Below are 22,885 nucleotides of genomic sequence, written 5' to 3'. Positions count from 1 at the left end.
ATTAGTTGGTTAAGTGTTGGTACTTTCTAATTGCACTACGAGGGGTCAATCTGCGACCCGTATGCTCAGGGTGTTAGCCATTCGGTTCCCCACCCCGGCACTCTGGTTCACCTGAATCACTCCACGGCTGCCGGTGAAGGCCTGGTCGCTGGTAACGACCTGGCGGCTGCCTTGTTGAGTGCCAGTTGCTCCCGAGTTTGGTAACAGCGCCACGTTCTGTTGGGACAGGGCGCTGTCGTCAATGCTTTGCGGATTGGCGCTGATGCTGATCCGCAGGGCATTGGCCATCTGGTTGTTGGCCCCGGCCGACTGGTTCACGCCCAGTGCGCCGCTGCCGTTGCTGAAAGAGTTGCCGCCGATGGTGCTGCTGGTATTGACCGAGCGGTCGGCTGGCGTGGTGATGCGTTGGTTGACGCTGGTGGTGGCCGTGGCGTTGGTGCCGATGGCAATGGCCCGTACGTTGGTCTGTTGTTGCTGGTCGCCGGCGGCCTGGTTGACGTTGAAGTTGCCTGTGTAGCCGGTGCCGGAGTTCTGGATGCTGGAGGTGGCGGCGGCTTGATTGGTGGAGTCGGCCATGGCCCCGGAGCAGGCGAGCAAGGCAAGGAACAGGACTGAGCGATTCATCTTATTGGCCCCCGATATTTTTCAAGGGAGCCATGCCGGTGTTGATGCTCCGATTGATCGAGCCGGAAATACTGGCCCCGGCGCCGCCACCATGACCCACTGCCATGCCTGGCAGGCCATGGCTATTGCTGTTGCTCAGGACATTCATCCCCGGTACACCGCTGTTGCCGGACAGCACGGTGCCGCGGATCAGCGCGCCAGTCCTGATGCCGGCGAAATCGCCATCGGTCATTTCATTGCCGGTCATCTGATTGACCAACGTTGAAGGGTTGGTATTGACCGAAACAGGATTGGGATCTTTCTGCAGAGGCGCACGGCCAAGGGGCTGTGCCTGTAAGGTGCGCTGGATGATGATCTCGCCATTGCCCGCCGCCAGAACCGGAAGACTGGACACCGCGCTGACGGCACAGCCGATCAGCAGTATGCGGGTGAAACTTTTGTTCAGAGTCCCCACGGCGGTATTCCTTCTTCTCAGTGCTGGCCCTAGTCAGCGTTGAGAGGGAGAGAGCAGAAGCCGTGCCGCTTTTGATTTCTTGCGAAGAATCAATGGGTTGGGAAAATGCTGGGAAAAAGGGCGCAGCAGGTGTTTCAGGATTGAGACAGACACCACCGACGGCCATTGGCCATAACCGGGACAATGCTCTGGAACAAGGGTTGCTGCGGGGGTGTATCAGTGGCGCAACAGTTTCGCCGACAGTGGGCGCCGCCCCCGAAAATGGCGGCCTGATCGCCAGGGGAGTGTTTCAGGAATGGACACTCTGGTGGGGCGCACCTGCGGCGGGATCAGTCCAGCAGCAGTTGTCGAACCAGGGCGAAGGCCTGCTGCCGGCGCTCCTGCCAATCGCCGCGAATGATCCGATAAGGCTGCGCGTGCAGGTCCAGCCACTGCTGCGTGGCGTCGAAGAAAGCCTGACGCTGCGCCAGTTGCGGCTGGCAGCGCTGACCGTCGTCGCTCCAGGCCACATCCTCCGGGGACAGCAGCAGGTGCAGGTGGTAATGCCGGGCCAGCAACTGGGTTTCCAGCCACGGCGGGCAGTCGCCGAACAGGGTCCGGCTCCACAGCAGGTTGCTCAGCAGGTGGGTGTCGAGAATCAGCAGGGCGGGTTGCCGGGCCCGGGCCTGGTCCTCCCAGGCCAACTGGCCACGGGCGATCTCGGGGATGTCCGCCAGGCAGGTATCGCGGCACTCCTGCTCGATGAAGTGGCGCACGTACTCACCCACCTGGATGCCGCCGAAGTGCGCTTGCAGCTCGGCCGCCAGCCAGCTTTTGCCACTGGACTCGGGGCCGGTCAGCACCAGTACCTTCACGACTGCAACGCCGGGTCGGCGCGCCAGGTGCGCCAGCCCTGGACCGCCAGCAGGGTGAACAGGGCGTAGAGGGCCGCGGTCAGGTACAGCTCCTTGTAGATGAATAGACCCACGAAGATCACATCCACGGCGATCCACAGCGGCCAGCATTGCACGCGCTTCTGCGCCATCCACCATTGGGCTACCAGGCTGAAGGCGGTCAGGGCGGCGTCGAGCCAGGGTTGCGCGGCATCGGTCCAGTGGGCCATGGCCGCTCCCAGCATCAGGCTGCCCAGCGCGCCGAGGGTCAGGCCCTGGAACAAGCCGACGGGCTGCAACTGGCTGACCGGGCGCCCCTGATGGCGGTCGCCGCCACGGGTCCACTGCCACCAGCCATAGAGCTGCAGCACGGCGTAGACCACCTGCAGCAGCATGTCGGAATAGAGTTTGACCTCGTAGAAGATCCAGCTGTAGAGCAACACCATGACCAGGCCGATGGGCCAGCACCAGGGGTTCTGTTTAACCGTCAGCCAGACGGCGATGACGCCTAGCGCAGCGGCAAACAGTTCAAGCCCGGACATGGCGGTTCCTTGGGGAAGTGGAGGAGGGGGCGGATTGTACCCAGTCTGGGCCTTGGGCGTCAGCCCGGGGCCCAGACCCTGAAGTGACTCAGACGCGGAACTGACGCAGCAGGCCATTGAGCTGTTCCGACAGCTCCTTGAGGTGGCGGCTGGCGGCGCTGGAGTGCTGGGCCGCCAGAGCGGTGCCCTGGGACAGGCCCGCCGCCTGGCCGACGTTGTGGTTGATGTCTTCCACCACATGGGCCTGTTGCAGGGTGGCGCTGGCAATCGAGGCGTTCAGGCCGTTGAGGGTGCGCAGTGCCTGGCCGATGGCATTGAGGCTGGTACCGGCCAGGCCCGCCTGCTCGATGGTCAACTGCGACGCGCGGCTGCTGTCGCCAATCACCTTGACCGCCGCTTCCGAGTGATTCTGCAAGCGCTCGATCATGCCCTGGATTTCTGCGGTCGATTGCTGGGTGCGCTGGGCCAGCAGGCGCACCTCGTCGGCCACCACGGCAAAACCCCGACCCTGTTCCCCGGCCCGGGCCGCCTCGATGGCGGCGTTCAGGGCCAGCAGATTGGTCTGTTCGGCAATGGAGCGGATCACTTCCAGTACGGTGCCGATCTGGGTGCTTTCTGCCGCCAGGGTGCGGATCACTTCCACCGCCTGATCGATGGTGCTCGACAGCTGATCGATCTGCTGCAGGCTGCCGTCGATATTGACCTGGCCTTGCTGGGCCTGGGCTTCGGCCTCGCGCACTTCACTGGCGGCGTGCTCGGCATTTCTCGCAACATCCTGAACGCCACTGGTGACCTGACTGATGGCTGCGGCCACCTGTTCCATCTGCTGGGACTGTTGCTGGCTGCGCTCCTGGGCCTCGGCGGCGTTGCTGCCCAGCTCGTTGGAGGACTGTTCCAGGGCCGCGGCGCTGGTCTGCAACTGCGTCACGACCCCACGCAATTTGGCGGTGAAACCGTTGAAGTGTCGGGCCAGCTCGGTGACTTCATCCTGGCCATGGGTATCCAGGCTGCGGGTCAGGTCGCTTTCGCCGCTGGCGATATTGGCCATGGCGTGCACGGTCTCGCGCAGCGGGCTGACGATGCTGCGCACGATCAGTACCACCAGGCCCGCCATCAGCAGGGCAATCACCAGGCCGACAGAGGAGGCCCGCAGTACCTGGGCATAGAACTCCTGTTGCAGGTCATCGATGTAGATCCCGGAGCCGATGATCCAGCCCCAGGGCTGGAACAGCTGGATATAGGAGGTCTTCTGTACCGGCTGCTCGGCCCCGGGCTTGGGCCAGCGATAGTCCACCATGCCGGCGCCCTTGGACTTGGCCAGGGCCACCATTTCGTTGAACACTTCGAAGCCGTCCGGGTCCTTGACTGCCGCCAGGTTCTGTCCGTCGAGCTTGGGGTTGGCCGGGTGCATGATCATGACCGGCGTCAGATCGTTGATCCAGAAGTAGTCGTTCTGGTTGTAGCGCAGCCCGCGAATCACCTGCAGCGCCTGTTTCTGTGCCTGTTCGCGGCTCATGCTGCCGGCGGCTTCCAGGCCCTGGTAGTAAGTGAGCACGCCGGCGGCGGTCTGCACCACGTGCTGGGTCTTCTGCGCCTTGGCCTGGTACAGGTCGCCATGAATCTGCTTGAGCATCATCACGCCCAAGGTCACCAGGGTCAGCACCGCCACGATCAGGATCAGCCACAAACGCTGACTGATGGACATCTTGCGTAAGCTATTCATCATCCGGTCACTCCAGATTCTTGTTCTTGTCATAAAAGGCCGTGAGCATCCAAGCACGCCTGCCTTCGAGCGCCAACCCTACGGAAGTCCAATAACACCACAGGCGCATTTTGCGCCTGTCTGTTAGGATTTCGGCGCCTTCACGCAAAACCTGAACCTTTCTGAATTTTTCACAGAATTTTCATAGGTTTGTGTTGATCTTATGGGCGCCGAAAACTCGGCTACGCTCGTCGCAGTAATGGCTTTGAATACTTAAAAAAGAGGCATGCCTGGAGCATCGCCTTATGGGGGATTGATGGATTTTTGGACCGCCGCGCAGGCATTGATACTTGGGATTGTCGAAGGCCTGACCGAGTTTTTACCCATCAGCAGTACCGGGCACCAGATCATCGTCGCCGACTTGCTCGACTTTGGGGGCGAGCGGGCGATGGCCTTCAACATCATCATTCAACTGGGGGCGATTCTTGCGGTTGTCTGGGAATTTCGGCGCAAGATCTTCGATGTGGTACTGGGCTTGCCCACCCAACCCAAGGCCCAGCGCTTCACCGTCAACCTGCTGATCGCTTTCCTGCCAGCGGTGGTGCTGGGGGTGATCTTCGCCGACCTGATTCACGCTTACCTGTTCAACCCCATCACCGTGGCTTCGGCCCTGGTGGTTGGCGGCATCATCATGTTGTGGGCCGAGCGCCGGCAGCATCAGGTACATGCCGAGACGGTGGACGACATTACCTGGAAGGACGCGCTCAAGGTCGGTTGCGCCCAATGCCTGGCAATGATCCCGGGGACCTCGCGTTCCGGCTCGACCATCATTGGCGGGCTGCTGTTCGGCCTGTCGCGCAAGACCGCCACCGAGTTCTCGTTCTTCCTGGCGATGCCCACCATGGTGGGGGCCGCGGTGTACTCCGGCTACAAGTACCGCGACCTGTTCCAGCCGGATGATTTTCCGGTGTTCGCCATCGGCTTCGTCACGGCCTTCATCTTCGCCATGATCGCGGTCAAGGGCCTGCTGAAGTTCATTGCCAGCCACAGCTATGCGGCGTTTGCCTGGTATCGCATTGCCTTCGGCCTGCTGATCCTGGCGACCTGGCAGTTCGGTTGGGTCGACTGGACGGCGGTCCAGCCGTGACGACGGGCCGCAGCGAACCGCGCGCCGGCAGTGGCGCGCGCATCCACAATCTGAAGCTCAAGTTGCTGGTATGGGTCCTGCTGTGCGCACTGCCGTTGTTCGGCTCGTTATCCCTGTGGTGGCGAGCAATCTCGATCATCCCCCTGGTCGCCTATGGCGCCGTCAGCCTGTTGACCTTCCTGCTGTACTGGCACGACAAGCGCCGGGCCAGGGCCGAGGGGCAGCGCACGCCGGAGAAGGTCCTGCACGCTCTGGAGCTGGCCGGTGGCTGGCCCGGTGCCTTGCTGGCTCAGCAACTGTTGCGGCACAAGACCCGCAAGGTGTCCTATCAGGCGCTGTTCTGGCTGATCGTGGCCTTGCATCAGGTCTATTGGATTGATCGGTTGTTCCTGGAAAGCGGGCTGCTGAGCCTGTTCTAGAGCAGCAGGCCGACCTGGGTGCGCTTGGGCAGCTTGCTCACCACCAATTGATGGGACGCCTGCAGCAAGGCCTTGAGTTCCTCGGCCCCCAGCGGGTAGGGGCTGTGCATGATGATCCAGTGAGCCCGGGCCAGATAGGGCGCCGGGGCAATGCCCGGACGATCGACATGGCCAAGAAACAGTTCCCGGTCGACTTTGAAGGCCAGGGACTCGCCCCGCAGGTTCTGCAACGCAAACATCTTGTTGCCGGCAATCGAGAACACCCGCACGCCGCCCCATTTGTAGTCTTCCCGCGCGCCTGGCAGGCCCAGGCAGAATTGCGCCACTTGCTCTTCATTCAGGGTTGCAGCTTTCACAGGGCACGTTCTCCACAACGTTCGAAGGATTCACTCAGGTGTTCGATCCAGGCCCGCACGGCCGGCAATACACCCCGGCGGTGAGGATACACCGCTTGCAGCCAGCCGCCGGGCAGTGACCACTCGGGGAGCAGTTGCACCAGCTGACCGCTGGCCAGTTCGGCCTCGCAGTACAGCATCGGCAGCACGGTGCAGCCCAGGCCGGCGAGGGCGCAGGCGCGACGGACGATGAAGTCATCGATGCCCAGGCGCGCTTCCAGGGCCAGGTCGCAGGCGTTGCCCTGTTGATCCAGCAGCCGCAGGTGTACCAGCCGGTCGGCCTCTAGGGCGCCGAGTATGGGCAGGTGCCTCAGGTCTTGCGGGTGGGTCACCGGGTTGTCCCGCAGGAAGGCCGGGGAGGCGACCATCGCCGTTTGCGCCGGGCGCAGACGCCGGGTGACCAACAAAGGGTCTTCGTCGCCTTGCTCGCGTACTCGCAGGGCCACATCTATGCCTTCGGTCACCAGGTCGACACGGCGGTTGAGCAACAGCATCTCCAGCTGCACCTGCGGGTATTTCTCCAGAAAGCTGCTCACCAGTGGCGTCAGCAATTCATGGGCCAGGCCCACCGGGCTCGACACCCGTAGGCGTCCCCGGGGTTCGCTGGCCATGCTGGCCACGGCTTCGTCGGCCATCTCCGCTTCCAGCAACATGGCCTGGCAATGGCGCAGGTAGCGCTCGCCCACGGCGGTGAGCTTGAGCTGCCGGGTCGTGCGCTGCAGCAGCCGGGCCTTGAGACGCTCCTCCAGTTCGGCGATGCGCCGCGACAGACGCGACTTGGGAATGCCCAATTGGCGCCCGGCGGCGGCGAAGCCACCGGCTTCCACCACTTTGGCGAAGTAATAGAGATCGTTGAGGTCTTGCATGGGGAAAGGCTCGATTGTCCTGCTGATGGGACGAACTATCGCATTTATGCCGACTAATCAGCTATTGAATTCATCTGTAGGATTGCCAGCATCCGATCGCCCAGTGGCGGTCCTCACTTGGAGATCCCACATGAAACTCTTGCATATCGATTCCAGCATCCTGGGTGACAACTCGGCGTCCCGCCAACTGAGCCACGCCGTGGTCCAGGCCTGGAAAACCGCCCAGCCTGACCTGGCAGTGACCTATCGCGACCTGGCCGGCGATGCCATCAGCCACTTCTCCGCTGCGACCCTGGTGGCCGCCGGTACCGCCGCCGAGCTGCGTGATGCTGCGCAAAAGCACGAAGCCGAACTCAGCGCCCAGGCCCTGGCCGAATTCCAGGCCGCCGACGCAGTGTTGATTGCGGCGCCCATGTACAACTTCACCATCCCGACCCAGCTCAAGGCCTGGATCGACCGCATCGCCGTGGCCGGCCAGACCTTCCGCTACACCGAAGCCGGCCCGCAAGGCCTGTGCGGCGGCAAGAAGGTCATAGTGGTCTCCACCTCCGGCGGCTTGCATGTCGGCCAGGCCACTGGGGCGGCTCATGAGGACTACCTCAAGGTGCTGTTCGGCTTCCTCGGTATCACCGATATCGAATTCGTTCGCGCTCACGGCCTGGGGTACGGTGAAGACGTGCGCAACAAAGCCATGAGCGACGCCCAGGCGCAGATCAGCGAACAGCTCTTCGCCGCGGCTTAAGGCTTGTGTAAAGACGCTTTCCGGCACGGCAAGCGCCACTAGACTCCGTATTCTGATGACTGCTTGAAGTGATCAGAATGCGGAGTTTTTTTGTGGGCGTTCTCAGTGTTGCTGGCCCAGGTTATGCAGGTTTTTCGAGGCTGGGAGTCGTGCTCCCTGGCGGTGCATTCGCACTGACGGGCCAATTTTGCTTCAAGGCCTTGGCAGCAAGGGATGGCAGGGGTAACGGGCTTTCTCGATCCGGCGGCAAAGGTGGGCGTGTGATGAAGCGTGTTTGTGCAGTGTTACTGATGTGCCTGCTCGGCAGCCCGATTTCAGTGCAGGCCGCTCCCGCGCCACACCCGCACTGGAGCGTGGGCTTTCATGAGATGAGCTTTCTCGATCCCCTGGACCTGCAGCCGATGCGCGCCATTGCCTTTTACCCGTCCACCGGCATCGAGCACCCCAGTCGGGTCGAGGGGTATCAGATCGCCGCATCCCGGGATGCCAAGGTCGCCATCGGCCGCTTCCCGATGCTGATGCTGTCCCACGGCAATACCGGTACACCCCTGGCCCTGCATGACCTGGCGACGTCCCTGGCACGCAAGGGTTTTGTCGTGGTGGCGGTGATTCATCCCGGTGACAACTCCAAGGACCACAGCCGCCTGGGCACCTTGAGCAACCTCTACGGACGGCCGATCCAGATTTCCGAAGCCATAACCGCCACCCTTGGCGACCCGATGCTGTCGCCCTTCGTCAATGCCGATCAGGTCGGGGTCATCGGTTATTCCGCCGGCGGCGAGACCGCCTTGATCCTGTCCGGCGCCACGCCTGACCTGGACCGCCTGCGGCGTTACTGCCAGGAACGTCCTGATGATCGCGATGCCTGCAATACCCAGGGCGAACTGATTGTCGACCGCGAGGATCTGCAGCCAGTGGCCGACCCGCGGGTGCATGCACTGATGCTGATGGCGCCCCTGAGCCTGAAATTCGGTCGCCAGACCCTGGCCGGGGTGCATGTGCCCGTGCTGCTCTACAGCGGCGATGGCGACCAGCTGGTGGCCCTGGACAAGAATGCCGCGGCCCTGGCGCGCAAGCTGCCCGTGGCCCCGGACTTCAAGCTGCTGGCCGGCGCCGGGCACTTCGTGTTCATGGCGCCGTGCAGCGTCGAGCAGTTGGCGGCCATGCCGGCCCTGTGCACCGATGCCGACGGCGTCGACCGCGAGGATATCCATCGCAACCTGATTGCCGAAGCCGGCAAGTTCTTCACCCATACCCTGGGCCGGCCGAGCCGGGCAGGGATGCAGACCGCCGACCAGTAACTCAGGCACCGGCCCGGCGCTTGAGCAGCAGCGTCAGTCCCAGGCCGGTGATCGAGAGCAGGGCGGCGCAGAAGAAAATCCACGAATACCCCAGGTTCAGCGCCACCGCGCCCATCAAGGGGCCGGCGATGGCCAGGGCCAGATCGAAAAACACCGCATAGGCACTCAAACCGGCACCGCGGCTGCTGTTGGGCACTTGTTTGATGGCTTCCACCCCCAGCGCCGGGTACACCAGCGACAAGCCGAAGCCGGTGAGCCCGGCGCCGATCAGCGCCCAGGCCGTGGACGGTGCCAGCCAGAGCAGGGCCAGCCCCAGGGTTTCGACGCACATGCAGGCAATGGCCGAGCGAAAGCCGCCAAAGCGGCTGATGCTGGAGATGAACAGCAACCGCGAGCAGATGAAGCACACCCCGAACACCGTCAGGCAATAGGCGGCGCCGGTCCAGCCGCGGCTCAGGTAGAACAAGGTGATGAAGGTGGTCAGGGTGCCATAGCCGATGGAGGCCAGGCTGAGGCTGGCGCCGAAGGGGGCAATGCGCCCGAAGACCGCCCAGAACGGCAGGCGCTCGCCGCGAATCACCGGCACCGAGGGTTTGTTGCGAATCAGCAGCAGGGCCAGCACCGCCAGAACCGACAGGGCGATGCCCAGGCTGGTGAAACCGTATTGCTCAACCATCACCACCCCCAGCGGCGCGCCGATGGCAATGGCGCCGTAGGAGGCAATGCCGTTCCAGGAAATCGAGCGTGCCGTGTGTTCCGCGCCCACCTGGCCCATGCACCAACTGATGGTGCCGACCCCGATCAAGCCTTGGGCCACGCCCAGCAGCAGGCGTCCGCCCAACAGCACGGCAAGGCTCAGCAGTGGCCAGTGTTCCAGCCACACTGAAATCAGGGTCAAAAGCCCGCTGAGGAGAATCCCCAGCAAGCCGTAGATGATCGAGCGCTTGGTGCCCACGGTGTCCGACATGCGCCCGGCCATGGGCCGGCTGAGCAGGGTGGCCAGGTATTGCGCGCCGATGGTCAGCCCGGCAATCACCGCGCTGAAGCCCAGCTGTTCGTGGACGTAGCCCGGCAGCACCGCGATTGGCAGGCCGATGCAGAGGAAGGCGATAAAGGTATAGAAGACGATGGAGACGATCTGCAGGGTGATCGCCATGGAGCTTTGAGCGGAGGTCTGTGGCTCGGGCATGAAGGCTCGTTCGCGGGCGGCGGTTAGAGATCCGCATCATCGCGTGCCGCGATCATAAAAGGAAGCAGGCTAACTATCTTGCCCCTCCGCCCCGTAGGAGCTGGCTTGCCAGCGAAGGCGTTCTCAGGGGCAATGCCGACTCAAGGGCCTTTTCGCCGGCAAGCCGGCTCCTACGAGAGGGGGGGGGGGCGCATACGAAAAAGCCCCGTCACAACGGACGGGGCTTCTCTTGACGCTTGTGGCTTGAAACAGGCTGCCGCTTTAGAACATCACGCCCTGGCTACGCAGATAGTCGTCGTAGGTGCCGCTGAAGTCGGTCACGCCGCTTGGGCTCAACTCGATGATGCGAGTGGCCAGGGACGAGACGAATTCACGGTCGTGGCTGACGAAGATCAGGGTGCCCGGGTAGTTTTCCAGGGCCAGGTTCAAGGCCTCGATGGATTCCATGTCCAAGTGGTTGGTCGGTTCGTCCATCACCAGCACGTTGGGCTTTTGCAGGATCAGCTTGCCGAACAGCATGCGGCCTTGCTCACCACCGGAAATCACCTTCACCGACTTGAGGATCTCGTCGTTGGAGAACAGCATGCGGCCCAGGGTGCCACGGATCATCTGCTCGCCCTGGGTCCACTGGCCCATCCAGTCGAACAGGCTGACGTCGTCTTCGAAGTCATGGGCGTGGTCCTGGGCGTAGTAGCCGATTTCCGCGCTTTCAGTCCACTTGACGGTACCGGCGTCCGGGGTCAGCTCGCCCACCAGGGTGCGCAGCAGGGTGGTCTTGCCGATACCGTTGGGGCCGATGATCGCCACGCGCTCGCCGGCTTCGACGGTGAAGCTGAAGTTCTGGAACAGGGTCTTGCCATCGAAACCCTTGGACATGCGCTCCAGGGTCACCGCCTGGCGGTGCAGCTTCTTGGTCTGTTCGAAGCGGATGAACGGACTGACCCGGCTCGACGGCTTGACTTCGGCCAGCTGGATCTTGTCGATCTGCTTGGCCCGGGAAGTGGCCTGCTTGGCTTTCGAGGCGTTGGCCGAGAAGCGGCTGACGAAGGTCTGCAGTTCGGCGATCTGGGCTTTCTTCTTGGCGTTGTCCGACAGCAGCTGCTCGCGGGACTGGGTCGCGGCGATCATGTACTCGTCGTAGTTGCCCGGGAACAGGCGCAGCTCGCCGTAGTCCAGGTCGGCCATGTGGGTGCAGACACTGTTCAGGAAGTGCCGGTCGTGGGAAATGATGATCATGGTGCTGTTACGCGCCGTGAGAATGTTTTCCAGCCAGCGGATGGTGTTGATGTCCAGGTGGTTGGTCGGTTCGTCCAGCAGCAGCACTTCCGGATCGGAGAACAGTGCCTGGGCCAGCAGCACCCGCAGCTTCCAGCCTGGAGCGACTTCGGTCATCGGGCCGAAATGCTGTTCCAGGGGAATGCCCAGGCCCAGCAGCAGCTCACCGGCGCGGGATTCGGCGGTGTAGCCGTCCATCTCGGCGAATTCGGTTTCCAGCTCGGCCACGGCCATGCCGTCTTCTTCAGTCATTTCCGGCAGCGAGTAGATGCGGTCGCGCTCGGCCTTGACCTTCCACAGCTCTTCGTGACCCATGATCACGGTGTCGATCACGGTGAATTCTTCGTAGGCGAACTGGTCCTGGCGCAGTTTACCCAGGCGCACGTTCGGCTCCAGCATGACCTGGCCGCCGGACGGCTCGAGGTCGCCACCGAGGATTTTCATGAAGGTCGACTTGCCGCAACCGTTGGCGCCGATCAGGCCGTAACGGTTGCCACCGTTGAACTTGACCGAAACGTTCTCGAACAGTGGCTTGGCGCCGAACTGCATGGTGATGTTAGCTGTGGAGATCAATTACTTACCTACCAATGATTTAGCGCCAGCCTTGAATCCACGAAGCGCGATCTGGAGCCTTCCAGGTCGGGCCGGTCTGGGTGTGGAACTGAGCCAGCGGGCGTACGTCGAGCGCAACATTCCGGCGACGGGGCCGGGTTGCTGAGCAAAGAGTGCGGGGTGCATGTTGGAATTTGTGCGCATTGTCGCATATGTAACCGAGCAGTTGTATGACGCTCGGGTAGGGATTTTCGCCGCAATGGCCGATGTTCAACTGCCGTTAAGTGCAACCCGGGCCTGAGCCAACTCGTGCATGAACCGCTGCAAGTGCATGGCGGCCTCAGTGGGTGCGGCCTGAAGCAGGCAGTGGGGGCCGTCTATGGCCACCAGCCGGGCGTCCTTGCGCAGTTGCCGGATCAGGATGGATGCCGAGGCCGGCACCAGCCGGTCGTGGCGGGCCTGGAGGTAAAGCAGCGGTACATCCGTGGCCACCAGGGCCTGGCTAGCATCCACCGCAATCACTGACTGCAACCGGGCCCGCAGTACTTGGGGCGTTACCTGGGCGATGGCTGCCGCCAGGGCGCTGCGCAGGGAGGCAGTGGAAAAACCGCCGAGCAACAAGGCATCCATCGGCCAGAATGGCAGGTGTCGCAAGGGCAGCAGCTTGAGCAACGGTGACAGCGGCGCCAGTGCCGAACGTGGATTGCGCACAAAGCTGCTGCACAGCACCAGCCCCAGCAAGGCGCTGGGTCGTCGGGCGGCGATGCTGACGGCCACCGGCCCGGAAAACGACTCGCCCAGCAACACGAAAGGACGGTCCAGCGGCAGTTGTTGCCATACCCGCTCTACCAGGGCGGGGTAGTCCAGCACCTGATCGGGGGGATAGCGCAGCACCTGCACCGCTACGTTCGGGGGCAGGGCGTGGAGCAGGGGGTCGAACAGCCTGCCGGTGCCATCCATTCCAGGCAGCAGGACCAGGATCGGGAGCGGTGTGGGGTCGATCAATTCAGCGATCCTTGCCGGGTACAAAGAAAAAAGCGCTCGGCAGGATACCTCGGGAGTCCGGCCAACGCAGCCCGTTTGTGCCGGCCAGAGCGCTGGAGGGCATTTTATTGAGCTGAGGCAAAACCTGGCGCAATACAGGCAAATTTCGACAGAAGTCGCGCAGCTTTTCACAAATTTGAGTTAACCATTGGTTACAAACTGTGGCTAAAATGCGATCCGACGGCCGGACGCCGAGGGTCGGATCGACGACGAAGATGTTCGCCGATTGCGCTTTTTTCAACTCAGACGCTGCCATTTGCCTTTGGCCCTTCGGGCTTTCAGGGGCGCAGCATGCTCTCTTCTGAAGTGTGACAATTTCCGTGAAACTCATCATTGCCGCTGTATACGTTTTATCCATTGCGTACGTACACCTGCGGGGGCGCGTGCGCCACAAGCTGGGTCGCCAACTGAGTGATCACTCCACCTTCCTGGCCCCCATCAACTGCTTCCTTTATCTGTTCTCCAAGTTTCCCAACCGGCCCTACCTGGACCCGGCCGACTTTCCCGAGATGAACAAGCTGCAGGAACACTGGGAAGAGATTCGTGCCGAGGGCCAGAACCTGTTGCAGGCCGGTGAGATCAAGCGCTCGGATCAGTACAACGATGTGGGTTTCAACTCGTTCTTCAAGACCGGCTGGAAACGCTTCTATCTGAAGTGGTACGGCGACAGCCACCCTTCGGCGATGAAGCTGTGCCCGCGCACCACCGAGCTGGTGCAGAGCATCGGCTCGATCAAGGCAGCGATGTTTGCCGAGCTGCCACCGGGCTCCAAGCTGGTGCGTCACCGCGATCCGTATGCCGGTTCCTATCGCTACCATCTGGGGCTGTCCACGCCGAACAACGAAGGCTGCTACATCGAGGTCGATGGCGAGCGCTATCACTGGCGCGACGGCGAAGCGGTGATGTTCGACGAGACCTATATCCACTACGCGGAAAACACCACCGATCAGAACCGCATCATTCTGTTCTGCGACGTGGAGCGGCCGATGAAGTATCGCTGGGCTGCGGCGTTCAACGGCTGGTTCAGCCGCACGGTGATGTCCGCTGCCGGTTCGCCCAACGATGCCGGGGACAAGACCGGTGGCCTGAACCGTGCCTTCAACAAGCTGTATAAGATCCGCCTGCGGGGCAAGGAACTGAAGAAGCGCAACCGCACCCGTTACTACCTGGAAAAGTGGGCGATCTTCGCCGCACTGCTGTTGCTGTTCATCTATATCTGATGGGCCATCCGCCTTCTGCACAGCGGTAACGCGGCGCCGCCAATGGCGGGCCGCGGATACCGGGTGTTACATGTTCTGCAGGATTATTTAATTAACAAAGGCGAACCCTGGGCGTAGCGTGGAATCGTATTCGATACCTTGTCGCTCTTCAGGAGGCTTGTCATGAACAGTCTGGCTCGCAGGTTTGCCGCATTCATCGCGCTGAGTTGGGCCAGTGGCGCCGTCTGGGCCGCCGCTCCTGAACCGCTCCCGTCCCCGCACTTGCCCAGCACTCTGCTGCTGGCGCAGAACCTGCCCAACAGCGGCAACAACGATCCCTACAGCAACCCCATTCGCCGGGCCAATCCCAACAGCATGCAGGGCACCCAGCCCATCAGCCCGCCTGTGCGCGGCCCTAGCACCGCCCCCAGCGTCCGGCGGCCCACCCTGGAGAACGGCGGTATCGGCAACGGTTATCCCCGGGGCGGCGTGCAGCGCCCCAACCCCGATCCCCGAGTGCAAAGCCCCCGAGCCAACGATCCGAACAACCGGCGCTAAGATGCCGGTGTACTGCGTTGTCGGCGCCGCCTGCCTGGGGCGCGAGGGAATTTCTTGATCCACAGAAGGAAGCGAGCATGTTGCGTAAAACCCTTTTCGCCACCTTGTGCGCCAGCGTCCTGCTGGGCAGCGCGTTGCCGGTCTCGGCGGCGGGCGAACAGTCGTTTCCCAGCGAGCAGGGCACTCTGAGCCTGACGCCGCTGGTGCAAGGTTTGAACCACCCCTGGGCCCTGGCCTTCCTGCCGGATCGCCAAGGCATGCTGGTCACCGAGCGTCCCGGCAGCCTGCGGCTGGTGAGCCCGGACGGCAAGCTTTCGGCCCCCTTGAACGGGGTGCCCAAGGTCTGGGCCAATGGCCAGGGCGGCTTGCTGGACGTGGTGCTGTCGCCGGACTTCAAGCAGGACCGCCTGGTGTATCTGTCCTACGCCGAAGGCGGTGGCGAGAACGGCACAGCCGGCACTGCGGTCGGCCGGGGCCGATTGGCCGACGACCTGAGCGGGCTCAAGGACTTCAAGGTGATCTTCCGCCAGGAGCCGAAGCTGTCCACCGGCAACCACTTCGGTTCTCGCCTGGTGTTCGACCGCGACGGCTACCTGTTCATCACCCTGGGCGAGAACAACAACCGGGCCACCGCCCAGGACCTGGACAAACTCCAGGGCAAGATCGTGCGCCTGTACGCCGATGGCCGGGTGCCGGACGACAACCCCTTTGTCGGCCAGCCCGGGGTGCGTCCGGAGATCTGGAGCTACGGCCACCGCAATCCACAGGGCGCGACGCTCAACCCCTGGAGCGGCACCTTGTGGGAGAACGAGCACGGACCCAAGGGCGGTGACGAGATCAACCTCATCGAACGGGCCAAGAACTACGGCTGGCCTCTGGCGACTCACGGGGTCAACTACTCCGGCCAACCGATTCCCGAGGCCGGTGGCCAGACAGCGCCAGGCACCGTGGGCCCTCATCATGTCTGGGAGAAGTCACCCGGCATCAGCGGCATGGCGTTCTATGACGGTGATCGCTTCAAACCCTGGCAGCACAACCTGTTCATCGGCGCCCTGGCCAGCCGTGAACTGATCCGCCTGCAATTTGACGGCGACCGTGTCACCCATGAAGAGCGCCTGCTGGGCGACCTCAATGCGCGTATCCGTGACGTGCGCCAGGGCCCGGACGGTTATCTCTACATCCTCACCGACGAAGATCAGGGCGGCCTGTACAAGGTTGGCCTGGAATAATCCGCGCCATCCCCATCCCCATCCCCATCCCCATCCCCATCCCCAACACCGAGCCAGCTCGCTGCTGTAGCTGGCTCGCCAGCCAAGGGCGGCGGCGAGGGCAGGGCCGCTGCGCCGGCAAGCCGGCTCCTACGCTTGGGGGCGCGTGGAGAGGATGACGGCGGCCCGCAGTTTGCTGCTGCCGAAGCTGCACATTTTGTCGAACTCGCTGTGGCTGACCGGCAGGTGCTGGCAGTCCATCGGCTGGCGATGCTGGCTATGGTCGACATCCGGGTCATGCAGGTAGACGAAGTCCTCGTCGCAGTCGGTGACTATCACCCAATGGGGCGCCTTGGAGCGGGTCAGGCGATAGCTGCTGATCAGCACCAGGGGCTGGCCGCCCGCACTCAGTAACCTCGGCAGGTCCAGAGGGCCACCCAGTACCTGTTGCACATCGCTGGCATCCAGCTCCTTGCAGAACTCGTCGTGGACCAGGCGCATGACGTCCTTTTTATGCTCGTCGCGCACGCCGCTGAGAAACAGTGGCCCGGCGCTGTTGACCTGCAGGCGCACGGCAAAGCCGCGGCGCCAGGCGGACAGCGCCAGGCCCTGGGGGCTGCAGCCGCCATGGCCGGCGGTCATGAATACGGTGGTGGCTTCACGCCAGATCTGCAGTTCCTCTCGGCGCTCCAGGGGCCGCGATGGCTGCAGGGCGGCCATGGCCATCAGCAAGCAGGCCGGACCGCAGGTGAAGTCGGTGGTCTGCTGGTAGTAGGGCACGCGGATGCTGCGGGTCTCACGGTGCTGGAGAATGCGTTTCTCCAGGCGCAAAGCGTCGGCGTGGTCTTCGTAGTAGTCGTGGATGCGGGCAAAACGCCGGTAGCCATGGCGTTCGTACAGGGCAATCGCGGCCGGGTTGTCGGTGCGCACTTCCAGGCGCAGATAGGCGCAGTCGTGTTCCAGGGCACAGGCCTCGATCCGTTGCAGCAGGCGCCGGCCCAGGCCAAGGCCCCGGGCGTCTTCGGCAATGGCGATGGAGTACAGCCGCGCCAGCGAGGTGCCGCGATGAAACAGCACCACGGCATAGCCCAGCAATCGCGCCTGATGCTCGGCCACCAGCAGTTGCCCGTGGGCGCGGCTGATCATCCATTGGAAGCTGCGTGGAGTCAGCCGGTCGCTGGTGAAACATTGCTGTTCCAGGGCCACCAGCGCCGGCAGATCGTCGGGGGTTGCAGTGCGAAAGACAAGATCCATATAACCGCCGTAAAAGTTGCGTAACGAAACGAGACTTCGAAAAAAGTTCGTGCTTAATAGAAAGGGTCAGGTTCTTAAGCGAGAGCGAACTTTATGTCAGCGGTACAAGGTCATTGGCGAGAAGTATCCGAGCAAAGTTTGCCGGCGACAATCACTTCGGCAAGTTATTTTTCCCCAGGGGATAAAGCTTCAAGTCAGGTGATTATCATTGTCGAACGCAAGGAAGACTGGGCTTCCTACTTTCCCAGTGAAGATATTCTCACGGCCCAGGAGTACCTCGAGCAGAGCCGCGAACGTGCTCCGGGAAAACGGGTTCAGGTGATCAACCTGTGCCGCAGCTACAAGTACCTGGGACACGGCTACTACTGCTCGCTGCTGGCTGAAGCCCGCGGCCACCGGGTGATTCCATCGGTACGGACCATCAGTGAACTGACCCGCAAGGCCCTCTATGGATTGGCCCTGGACGACCTGGACAAGGCCCTGGAAAAAGCCCTGAGCAATCACCTCTACAGTGATACCGAAGGTTTTACCCTGACGCTGTATTTTGGCCGGACCCATATCGAGCCCTTGCAGGAACTGGCTCGTCAGTTGTTCGAGCTGTTTCCGTGTCCGATCTTGTTAGTTGATTTCAAACGAACTAACACATGGCGTATCGAAGGCGTGAAGTCCGGGGCCTTGCATAAGTTGCGAGAGGATCAGGAAGATCAGTTCGCCAACTCTCTGGACAGTTTCAGTCGCAAGGTCTGGCGTATTCCACGCTCAAGGCAGTTGGCCCGTTATGACCTGGCGATACTTCACGATCCCCAAGAAGTCCTGCCGCCTTCCAATGCCCGGGCGCTGGAAAGCTTCATCCGGGTTGGCAAGGGGCTGGGCATCGATGTGGAGTTGATCGAGAAGAAGGATTACTCCCGTCTTGCCGAATACGATGCGTTGCTGATTCGCGAAACCACCAGCGTCGACAACCACACCTATCGTTTTGCCAAGAAGGCCGAGAGTGAAGGGCTGGTGGTGATGGATGACCCCACCTCGATCCTGCGCTGCACCAACAAGGTCTACCTCACTGACCTGCTCAAGGGCCATCAGTTGGGGATGCCCGCCACCGAGATCCTCTACAAGGAGCGACCGGAAGACTTCGAACGGGTCGGCGAACGCCTGGGCTTTCCCTTGGTGCTGAAGATTCCCGATGGCTGTTTCTCGCGAGGCGTGATCAAGGTCGAGAGCCAACAGGCCTTGCTGGCGGCCACCGCCGAACTGTTCGAGCACTCGGTGCTGCTGCTGGCCCAGGAGTTCTTCTACACCGAGTACGACTGGCGCATTGGCGTGCTCAACCGCAAGCCGATCTTTGCCTGCCAGTACTTCATGTCCAAGGGCCACTGGCAGATCTACAACCACAAGGCCAAGGGCCAGGACATCAACGGCGAGTGCCGCACCCTGGCGGTACACGAGGCGCCGCGGGCCGTGGTGGAGCTGGCCGTGAAGACGGCCAACCTGATCGGCGACGGTCTGTACGGGGTCGATCTCAAGCAGTCCGGCGACAAGGTGGTGGTGATCGAGGTCAACGACAACCCCAATCTCGACGCCGGTATCGAGGACGCCTACCTGCAGGACGACCTGTATTCCCTGGTACTGGAAGAGTTCGTGCGCCGCCTGGAGCTCAAGCGTCGCGGCCAGGCCTGGTGAGGCGGCGATGATCCACAGCTATCGACTGGCCCATGGCGGCCTGCAAGCCGTCCCGGAACTGGATGCCCAGGTCATGCTGTTCAGCAACCCGGACCTGGCAGAGCGTGATTTGCTGCACAGTGCCTTCAAGCTCGATGAGCACGCCCTGGCCTCGGCGCTGGACCCGGACGAGGTGTCGCGCATCGAGTTTCATCCCGATTACCTGTTCCTGATCTGGAAGCGCCCGGAAAACTATTCCGGCGGCGGTAGCCTGTCCTTCGAGGTGTCGTCCTGCGGCCTGCTGTTTTCTGCGGACCGGTTGCTGGTGATCGCTCCCGACGATACGCCGCTCCAAGGGCTGGGGGCGCGGCACAACCTGCACAGCCCGCTGGATGTGCTGCTGGACCTGCTGTTCAACAACATCCATCACTACCTGGGCCACCTCAAGGTGATCAAGCTGGTGGCCCGGGAGCTGCAGCACAAGTTCAACAGCTCGATGGAAAACCGCCACCTGATGCAGATGTTCAATCTCAGCGAGAGCCTGATCTATTACCTCAATGCCTTGCACAGCAACGGCGCGCTGCTGACCCGCCTGCGCAACCACGCCGAGAAGGAGCAGTTCGGCAGCCAGGCCATCGGCCTGATCGACGACCTGATCATCGAGAACAACCAGTGTTACAAGCAGGCGGAGATCTACTCCACGGTGTTCGCCGGGCTGATGGATGCCCGGGGCAACCTGATGAACAACAGCACCAACCAGTTGCTGCGCAAACTGACCCTGATCAACGTGGTGTTCCTGCCGCTCAACCTGATTGCCAGCATCGGCGGCATGTCCGAATTCAGCATGATGACCGCAGGCACGCCGTGGTGGGTCGCCTACTCGCTGTTGCTGCTGGCCATGTTGCTGGCCGCTGGGGCCATGTCCCTGGGGCTGCGTCGGCTCACCGGCCATGGCGACAAGGTCGTGTGAGCCTTAAGACGCTTGCAGGGTCAGCACTTCGAAACCGTCGCGGGTCACCGCTACCGTGTGTTCCCACTGGGCGGAAAGGCCATGGTCGCGGGTGACCACGGTCCAGCCGTCCTTGAGCCCGCGGACCCGGGCACTGCCCTGGTTGAGCATGGGTTCAATGGTGAAGACCATGCCTTCGCGCAGTTCCAGGCCGGTGCCTGGGCGGCCGAAGTGCAGGATCTGCGGTTCTTCGTGCATCTGCCGGCCAATGCCGTGGCCGCAGTATTCGCGGACCACGCTGTAACCCCTGGCTTCGGCGTGAGACTGGATGGCATGACCGATGTCGCCGAGGCGAGCGCCCGGGCGCACCACCTTGATCGCCGCCCACATGGCCTCGAAGGTGGTGTCGACCAGGCGTTGAGCCTTGGGGCCGACCTGGCCGATCAGGTACATCTTGCTGGCGTCGGCGATGTAGCCGTGCTTTTCCAGGGTGATGTCGATGTTGACGATATCCCCGTCCTTGAGCACCGCCTTGGGATGAGGCATGCCGTGGCACACCACTTCGTTGATCGAGGTGTTGATGCAGTAGGGGTAGTTGTACTGACCCTTGCTCGCCGGGCGTGCCTTGAGCTCATGGCGGATGAAATGTTCCACCGCGCTGTCCAGCTCCAGGGTGGACAGGCCGGCGGCGACAAAACCGTCGAGAAAGTCGAACACCTGGGCTAGCAGGCGCCCGGATTCGCGCATCAGCGCCAGTTGTTCCGGAGTCTTGATCAGGGCCTGGGTCATGGGCGCCCCCTGAGCAGGTCGGGTTTGTCCAGCAGCAGTTTGTTGATCAGGTCGTTATAGGCCAGGTGTGGGTTGAGCTCGGCCAAGAGACCGATCTTGATCCAGAATTCGGCCTGGGCGTTGATCGAGCGGTCCATGGCGGCGCTGGCGACGCGGATCTGCTGGTGCAGTTCATCGGAGATTTTGACGATACCCATGTGGATAGGGGGCTCTCTTGAGGGAATATATGAATCGTATATGTTTCGTATAGTCAGCCGCAAGCGGGGAGCAGGTGGGGGAGCGGTGTTGCTGTGCGTGAGCCTCGCAGAAATGCGTTGACCGCCAGGGGCTGGCGCGGTTAGTTTCCGGTCCATGACTTTTTCTGCCAATCGTTCCCAGCCAAGCATTATTACCGCCATTCCTGATTGGCGGGCTTGCTGACGACTGCACCCAACCCGCCCTGGAGGCGGGTTTTTTCTCTCTGTCTCCCGGGCTCCGAACACAGCCAGGAGATCCATCATGCATTGCCCCAGCCGTCTTGCCAGCACGCCCCAGCCCAGCGCCGACATGGCCCTGCTGGAACGCTATGTGAAGATGATCCTCGCCGCGCCGGTCTACGACTTGGCGATCTGCACGCCGCTGCAGGCGGCGCCCGCCTTGTCGCAGCGGCTGGGCAACCAGATCCTGCTCAAGCGCGAAGACCTGCAGCCGACCTTTTCCTTCAAGATCCGCGGCGCCTATAACCGTCTGGCCCAGCTCACCGCCGAGCAAAGGCAGCGCGGGGTGGTCACCGCGTCCGCCGGCAATCATGCCCAGGGTGTGGCCCTGGCCGCGCGGGAGCTGGGGATCAAGGCCAGCATCGTCATGCCCGACAGCACTCCTGAGCTCAAGGTATTGGGCGTAAGCAGTCGTGGCGCCGAGGCGATCCTGCATGGCGAAAGCTTTCCCTTTGCCCTGGCCCACGCCCTGAGCCTGGCCCAGCGCACTGGGGGCACCTTTGTTTCACCTTTCGATGACCCCCATGTGATTGCCGGCCAAGGCACCGTGGCCATGGAGATCCTGCGCCAGCAACAGGGGGCGCTGGACGCGATCTTCGTCCCGGTGGGCGGTGGTGGGTTGATCGCCGGGATCGCCGCCTACGTCAAATACCTGCGGCCGGAGATCCGTATCGTGGGTGTCGAATCCGAGCATTCCAATTGCCTGCAACAGGCGCTCGCCGCGGGGGAACGGGTGGTATTGCCCCGGGTCGGGACCTTTGCCGACGGCGTTGCAGTGGCGCAGATCGGCGAGCATGGCTTCCAGATCTGCCGCCATCACGTGGATCAGGTGATCAGCGTCAGCAACGACCAGTTGTGCGCCGCGATCAAGGACATCTACGACGACACCCGCTCCATCACCGAGCCGTCGGGCGCCCTGGCGGTGGCCGGGATCAAGGAATACGTAGCCCGCAGCGGCAGCAGCGGCCAGACCCTGGTGGCCATCGACTCCGGCGCCAACATCAATTTCGACAGCCTGCGCCACGTCGTCGAACGCGCCGCCTTGAGCAGCCTGCCGATGTAGACGCGAGCTTGCCAGCGAAGATGCCGGCTAGGGCGGCACCCGCCTTTCAGGCCTCTTCGCCGGCAAGCGGAACGCCGCCCGGCTGGTTCTTAGGAGAGCAGCGGGCGCAGGAAGCTGCGCTCGTAACTGAGGATGAATTTTTTCTTCATCACCGACGCCACCAGGGCCACGCTGTCCGGATCGCTCAGAGCGCTCTGGCGGTAGGCTTCGTAATCGGCCAGTGACGGGAAGCTGAACAGGCAATAGGCAATGTTGCTGGCCCCTTCCGAGGGCAGGAAATAGCCATGATGGGTGCCGCCCAAACGCCTGACCACAGCGATCCAGGCTTTGGAATAGGCTTCGAATTCGGCCAGTTGGTAGGGATCGATCACGTATTTGACATGGCAGGTAATCAAGGAGGGAACTCCGGGCGAGGGCAAGGATCAGCCTTGTATCAGGTGTGACTCTTCGAGCGGGCCACGCTGTTGAGCAAGGCTGGCACAACGACCCGGGCATTCTGCGGGGCGGCAAACCAACAGCGCAACCGCCTGCCATTCCCGGCGTTAAAGTCAAAACCCCTGGTACTGAGAGCGAAATCGAATTTAGCAAGGTCGCCAAAGCCGCTTA

Annotated in this window: 24 protein-coding genes and 1 pseudogene; 10 read left to right on the top strand and 15 right to left on the bottom strand. The window is 62.4% G+C overall.

Annotated elements, in window-relative coordinates:
• Window positions 1-45 precede the first annotated feature (45 nt).
• From fapB to KHO49_RS30085, 5 genes are all read right to left on the bottom strand, one after another.
• Window positions 46-624, bottom strand: a complete 579-nt coding sequence (gene fapB, locus KHO49_RS30105; RefSeq protein WP_213666419.1) for a fibril amyloid subunit FapB — start codon at window positions 622-624, stop codon at window positions 46-48.
• A 1-nt stretch (window position 625) separates the two neighbouring features.
• Window positions 626-1,078, bottom strand: a complete 453-nt coding sequence (fapA, locus tag KHO49_RS30100; RefSeq protein ID WP_213666418.1) for a functional amyloid chaperone FapA — start codon at window positions 1,076-1,078, stop codon at window positions 626-628.
• 329 nt (window positions 1,079-1,407) lie between these two features.
• The gene (locus tag KHO49_RS30095) at window positions 1,408-1,932 is read right to left on the bottom strand and encodes an AAA family ATPase (protein ID WP_213666417.1); all 525 of its coding nucleotides are present in this window, start codon (window positions 1,930-1,932) and stop codon (window positions 1,408-1,410) included.
• Window positions 1,929-2,492, bottom strand: coding sequence for a nicotinamide riboside transporter PnuC (gene pnuC / locus KHO49_RS30090; RefSeq protein WP_213666416.1), 564 nt, complete (start codon window positions 2,490-2,492; stop codon window positions 1,929-1,931). The genes KHO49_RS30095 and pnuC overlap by 4 nt, the downstream gene beginning before the upstream one ends.
• An 88-nt stretch (window positions 2,493-2,580) precedes the next feature.
• On the bottom strand, window positions 2,581-4,215 hold the full coding sequence (locus tag KHO49_RS30085) for a methyl-accepting chemotaxis protein (RefSeq protein WP_102880051.1): 1,635 nt from the start codon (window positions 4,213-4,215) through the stop codon (window positions 2,581-2,583).
• 295 nt (window positions 4,216-4,510) lie between these two features.
• On the opposite strand from KHO49_RS30085, the gene KHO49_RS30080 reads away from it, so the two are divergent.
• Both KHO49_RS30080 and KHO49_RS30075 read left to right on the top strand, forming a co-directional pair.
• A complete protein-coding gene (locus KHO49_RS30080) occupies window positions 4,511-5,341 on the top strand; it encodes an undecaprenyl-diphosphate phosphatase (RefSeq protein WP_102879255.1) in 831 nt (276 codons plus the stop codon).
• Window positions 5,338-5,760 carry a DUF1294 domain-containing protein gene (locus tag KHO49_RS30075; protein WP_213666415.1) on the top strand — a complete coding sequence of 141 codons (423 nt, stop codon included), beginning with the start codon at window positions 5,338-5,340 and terminating at the stop codon, window positions 5,758-5,760. The genes KHO49_RS30080 and KHO49_RS30075 overlap by 4 nt, the downstream gene beginning before the upstream one ends.
• Here the strand turns inward: KHO49_RS30075 and KHO49_RS30070 are convergent.
• Complete coding sequence (locus KHO49_RS30070) at window positions 5,757-6,101, bottom strand: MmcQ/YjbR family DNA-binding protein (protein ID WP_213666514.1); 345 nt, start codon at window positions 6,099-6,101, stop codon at window positions 5,757-5,759. The two genes, KHO49_RS30075 and KHO49_RS30070, sit on opposite strands and share 4 nt — an antisense overlap.
• Window positions 6,102-6,112: 11 nt before the next feature.
• Window positions 6,113-7,021: a LysR substrate-binding domain-containing protein gene (locus KHO49_RS30065; RefSeq protein ID WP_102879258.1), complete on the bottom strand. Its 909-nt coding sequence runs from the start codon at window positions 7,019-7,021 to the stop codon at window positions 6,113-6,115.
• Between the two features lie 130 nt (window positions 7,022-7,151).
• Between KHO49_RS30065 and KHO49_RS30060 the strand changes: the two genes are divergently transcribed.
• A complete protein-coding gene (locus KHO49_RS30060; RefSeq protein ID WP_213666414.1) occupies window positions 7,152-7,763 on the top strand; it encodes an FMN-dependent NADH-azoreductase in 612 nt (203 codons plus the stop codon).
• 263 nt (window positions 7,764-8,026) lie between these two features.
• Window positions 8,027-9,064, top strand: a complete 1,038-nt coding sequence (locus tag KHO49_RS30055) for an alpha/beta hydrolase family protein (protein ID WP_213666413.1) — start codon at window positions 8,027-8,029, stop codon at window positions 9,062-9,064.
• Window position 9,065: 1 nt separating this feature from the next.
• On the opposite strand, the gene KHO49_RS30050 is transcribed toward KHO49_RS30055, so the two are convergent.
• The 4 genes from KHO49_RS30050 to KHO49_RS30035 form a co-directional block, all read right to left on the bottom strand.
• A complete protein-coding gene (locus tag KHO49_RS30050) occupies window positions 9,066-10,253 on the bottom strand; it encodes an MFS transporter (RefSeq protein WP_102879261.1) in 1,188 nt (395 codons plus the stop codon).
• Between the two features lie 261 nt (window positions 10,254-10,514).
• Window positions 10,515-12,101 carry an ABC-F family ATPase gene (locus KHO49_RS30045; RefSeq protein ID WP_102863518.1) on the bottom strand — a complete coding sequence of 529 codons (1,587 nt, stop codon included), beginning with the start codon at window positions 12,099-12,101 and terminating at the stop codon, window positions 10,515-10,517.
• A 249-nt stretch (window positions 12,102-12,350) separates the two neighbouring features.
• Window positions 12,351-13,085 carry an alpha/beta fold hydrolase gene (locus KHO49_RS30040; protein ID WP_213666412.1) on the bottom strand — a complete coding sequence of 245 codons (735 nt, stop codon included), beginning with the start codon at window positions 13,083-13,085 and terminating at the stop codon, window positions 12,351-12,353.
• Window position 13,086: 1 nt separating this feature from the next.
• Window positions 13,087-13,482, bottom strand: coding sequence for a hypothetical protein (locus tag KHO49_RS30035; protein ID WP_213666521.1), 396 nt, complete (start codon window positions 13,480-13,482; stop codon window positions 13,087-13,089).
• Between KHO49_RS30035 and lpxO the strand changes: the two genes are divergently transcribed.
• The 3 genes from lpxO to KHO49_RS30020 all read left to right on the top strand — a co-directional run bounded on the left by lpxO (window position 13,445) and on the right by KHO49_RS30020 (window position 16,110).
• Window positions 13,445-14,344, top strand: a complete 900-nt coding sequence (lpxO, locus tag KHO49_RS30030; RefSeq protein WP_102863520.1) for a lipid A hydroxylase LpxO — start codon at window positions 13,445-13,447, stop codon at window positions 14,342-14,344. The genes KHO49_RS30035 and lpxO overlap by 38 nt on opposite strands.
• A 162-nt stretch (window positions 14,345-14,506) precedes the next feature.
• The gene (locus KHO49_RS30025) at window positions 14,507-14,881 is read left to right on the top strand and encodes a hypothetical protein (protein ID WP_102879264.1); all 375 of its coding nucleotides are present in this window, start codon (window positions 14,507-14,509) and stop codon (window positions 14,879-14,881) included.
• 77 nt (window positions 14,882-14,958) lie between these two features.
• Window positions 14,959-16,110 (top strand): PQQ-dependent sugar dehydrogenase, encoded by a 1,152-nt coding sequence (locus KHO49_RS30020; RefSeq protein ID WP_102879265.1) that lies wholly within the window; start codon window positions 14,959-14,961, stop codon window positions 16,108-16,110.
• A 129-nt stretch (window positions 16,111-16,239) separates the two neighbouring features.
• Here KHO49_RS30020 and rimI read toward each other — a convergent pair whose 3' ends face one another.
• On the bottom strand, window positions 16,240-17,343 hold the full coding sequence (gene rimI / locus KHO49_RS30015; RefSeq protein WP_102879266.1) for a ribosomal protein S18-alanine N-acetyltransferase: 1,104 nt from the start codon (window positions 17,341-17,343) through the stop codon (window positions 16,240-16,242).
• A 93-nt stretch (window positions 17,344-17,436) separates the two neighbouring features.
• On the opposite strand from rimI, the gene KHO49_RS30010 reads away from it, so the two are divergent.
• Together KHO49_RS30010 and KHO49_RS30005 are read left to right on the top strand one after the other, a co-directional pair.
• Window positions 17,437-19,023 (top strand): RimK family ATP-grasp domain-containing protein, encoded by a 1,587-nt coding sequence (locus KHO49_RS30010; protein ID WP_102879267.1) that lies wholly within the window; start codon window positions 17,437-17,439, stop codon window positions 19,021-19,023.
• Window positions 19,024-19,030: 7 nt separating this feature from the next.
• Window positions 19,031-19,972, top strand: coding sequence for a magnesium transporter CorA family protein (locus KHO49_RS30005; RefSeq protein ID WP_213666411.1), 942 nt, complete (start codon window positions 19,031-19,033; stop codon window positions 19,970-19,972).
• A gap of 3 nt (window positions 19,973-19,975) precedes the next feature.
• Here KHO49_RS30005 and map read toward each other — a convergent pair whose 3' ends face one another.
• Together map and KHO49_RS29995 are read right to left on the bottom strand one after the other, a co-directional pair.
• On the bottom strand, window positions 19,976-20,740 hold the full coding sequence (gene map, locus KHO49_RS30000; protein ID WP_110597033.1) for a type I methionyl aminopeptidase: 765 nt from the start codon (window positions 20,738-20,740) through the stop codon (window positions 19,976-19,978).
• Window positions 20,737-20,937 (bottom strand): ParD-like family protein, encoded by a 201-nt coding sequence (locus KHO49_RS29995; RefSeq protein WP_213666410.1) that lies wholly within the window; start codon window positions 20,935-20,937, stop codon window positions 20,737-20,739. The genes map and KHO49_RS29995 overlap by 4 nt, the downstream gene beginning before the upstream one ends.
• A 301-nt stretch (window positions 20,938-21,238) precedes the next feature.
• Here KHO49_RS29995 and ilvA point away from each other — a divergent pair.
• Window positions 21,239-22,261 (top strand): annotated as a pseudogene (gene ilvA / locus KHO49_RS29990) (threonine ammonia-lyase, biosynthetic); the annotation flags it as partial.
• A 107-nt stretch (window positions 22,262-22,368) separates the two neighbouring features.
• Here ilvA and KHO49_RS29985 read toward each other — a convergent pair.
• Entirely contained in the window at window positions 22,369-22,674 is a 306-nt protein-coding gene (locus KHO49_RS29985; RefSeq protein WP_102863529.1) for an NIPSNAP family protein, read from the bottom strand.
• Between the last annotated feature and the right edge of the window lie 211 nt (window positions 22,675-22,885).

The organism is Pseudomonas sp. RC4D1 (assembly GCF_018390395.1).
GTDB classification, from domain to species: Bacteria; Pseudomonadota; Gammaproteobacteria; order Pseudomonadales; family Pseudomonadaceae; genus Aquipseudomonas; species Aquipseudomonas danubii.
Note: the sequence above shows the minus strand (reverse complement) of the source record. Positions and strands in the feature narration are given on the sequence as shown.

Coding starts and splice junctions, on each gene's coding strand:
- fapB (WP_213666419.1), bottom strand. CDS start 624: ATGAATCGCTCAGTCCTGTTCCTTGCCTTGCTCGCCTGCTCCGGGGCC.
- pnuC (WP_213666416.1), bottom strand. CDS start 2,492: ATGTCCGGGCTTGAACTGTTTGCCGCTGCGCTAGGCGTCATCGCCGTC.
- KHO49_RS30085 (WP_102880051.1), bottom strand. CDS start 4,215: ATGAATAGCTTACGCAAGATGTCCATCAGTCAGCGTTTGTGGCTGATC.
- KHO49_RS30080 (WP_102879255.1), top strand. CDS start 4,511: ATGGATTTTTGGACCGCCGCGCAGGCATTGATACTTGGGATTGTCGAA.
- KHO49_RS30065 (WP_102879258.1), bottom strand. CDS start 7,021: ATGCAAGACCTCAACGATCTCTATTACTTCGCCAAAGTGGTGGAAGCC.
- KHO49_RS30060 (WP_213666414.1), top strand. CDS start 7,152: ATGAAACTCTTGCATATCGATTCCAGCATCCTGGGTGACAACTCGGCG.
- KHO49_RS30055 (WP_213666413.1), top strand. CDS start 8,027: ATGAAGCGTGTTTGTGCAGTGTTACTGATGTGCCTGCTCGGCAGCCCG.
- KHO49_RS30050 (WP_102879261.1), bottom strand. CDS start 10,253: ATGCCCGAGCCACAGACCTCCGCTCAAAGCTCCATGGCGATCACCCTG.
- KHO49_RS30035 (WP_213666521.1), bottom strand. CDS start 13,482: ATGGATAAAACGTATACAGCGGCAATGATGAGTTTCACGGAAATTGTC.
- KHO49_RS30025 (WP_102879264.1), top strand. CDS start 14,507: ATGAACAGTCTGGCTCGCAGGTTTGCCGCATTCATCGCGCTGAGTTGG.
- KHO49_RS30020 (WP_102879265.1), top strand. CDS start 14,959: ATGTTGCGTAAAACCCTTTTCGCCACCTTGTGCGCCAGCGTCCTGCTG.
- rimI (WP_102879266.1), bottom strand. CDS start 17,343: ATGGATCTTGTCTTTCGCACTGCAACCCCCGACGATCTGCCGGCGCTG.
- KHO49_RS30010 (WP_102879267.1), top strand. CDS start 17,437: ATGTCAGCGGTACAAGGTCATTGGCGAGAAGTATCCGAGCAAAGTTTG.
- KHO49_RS30005 (WP_213666411.1), top strand. CDS start 19,031: ATGATCCACAGCTATCGACTGGCCCATGGCGGCCTGCAAGCCGTCCCG.
- map (WP_110597033.1), bottom strand. CDS start 20,740: ATGACCCAGGCCCTGATCAAGACTCCGGAACAACTGGCGCTGATGCGC.
- KHO49_RS29995 (WP_213666410.1), bottom strand. CDS start 20,937: ATGGGTATCGTCAAAATCTCCGATGAACTGCACCAGCAGATCCGCGTC.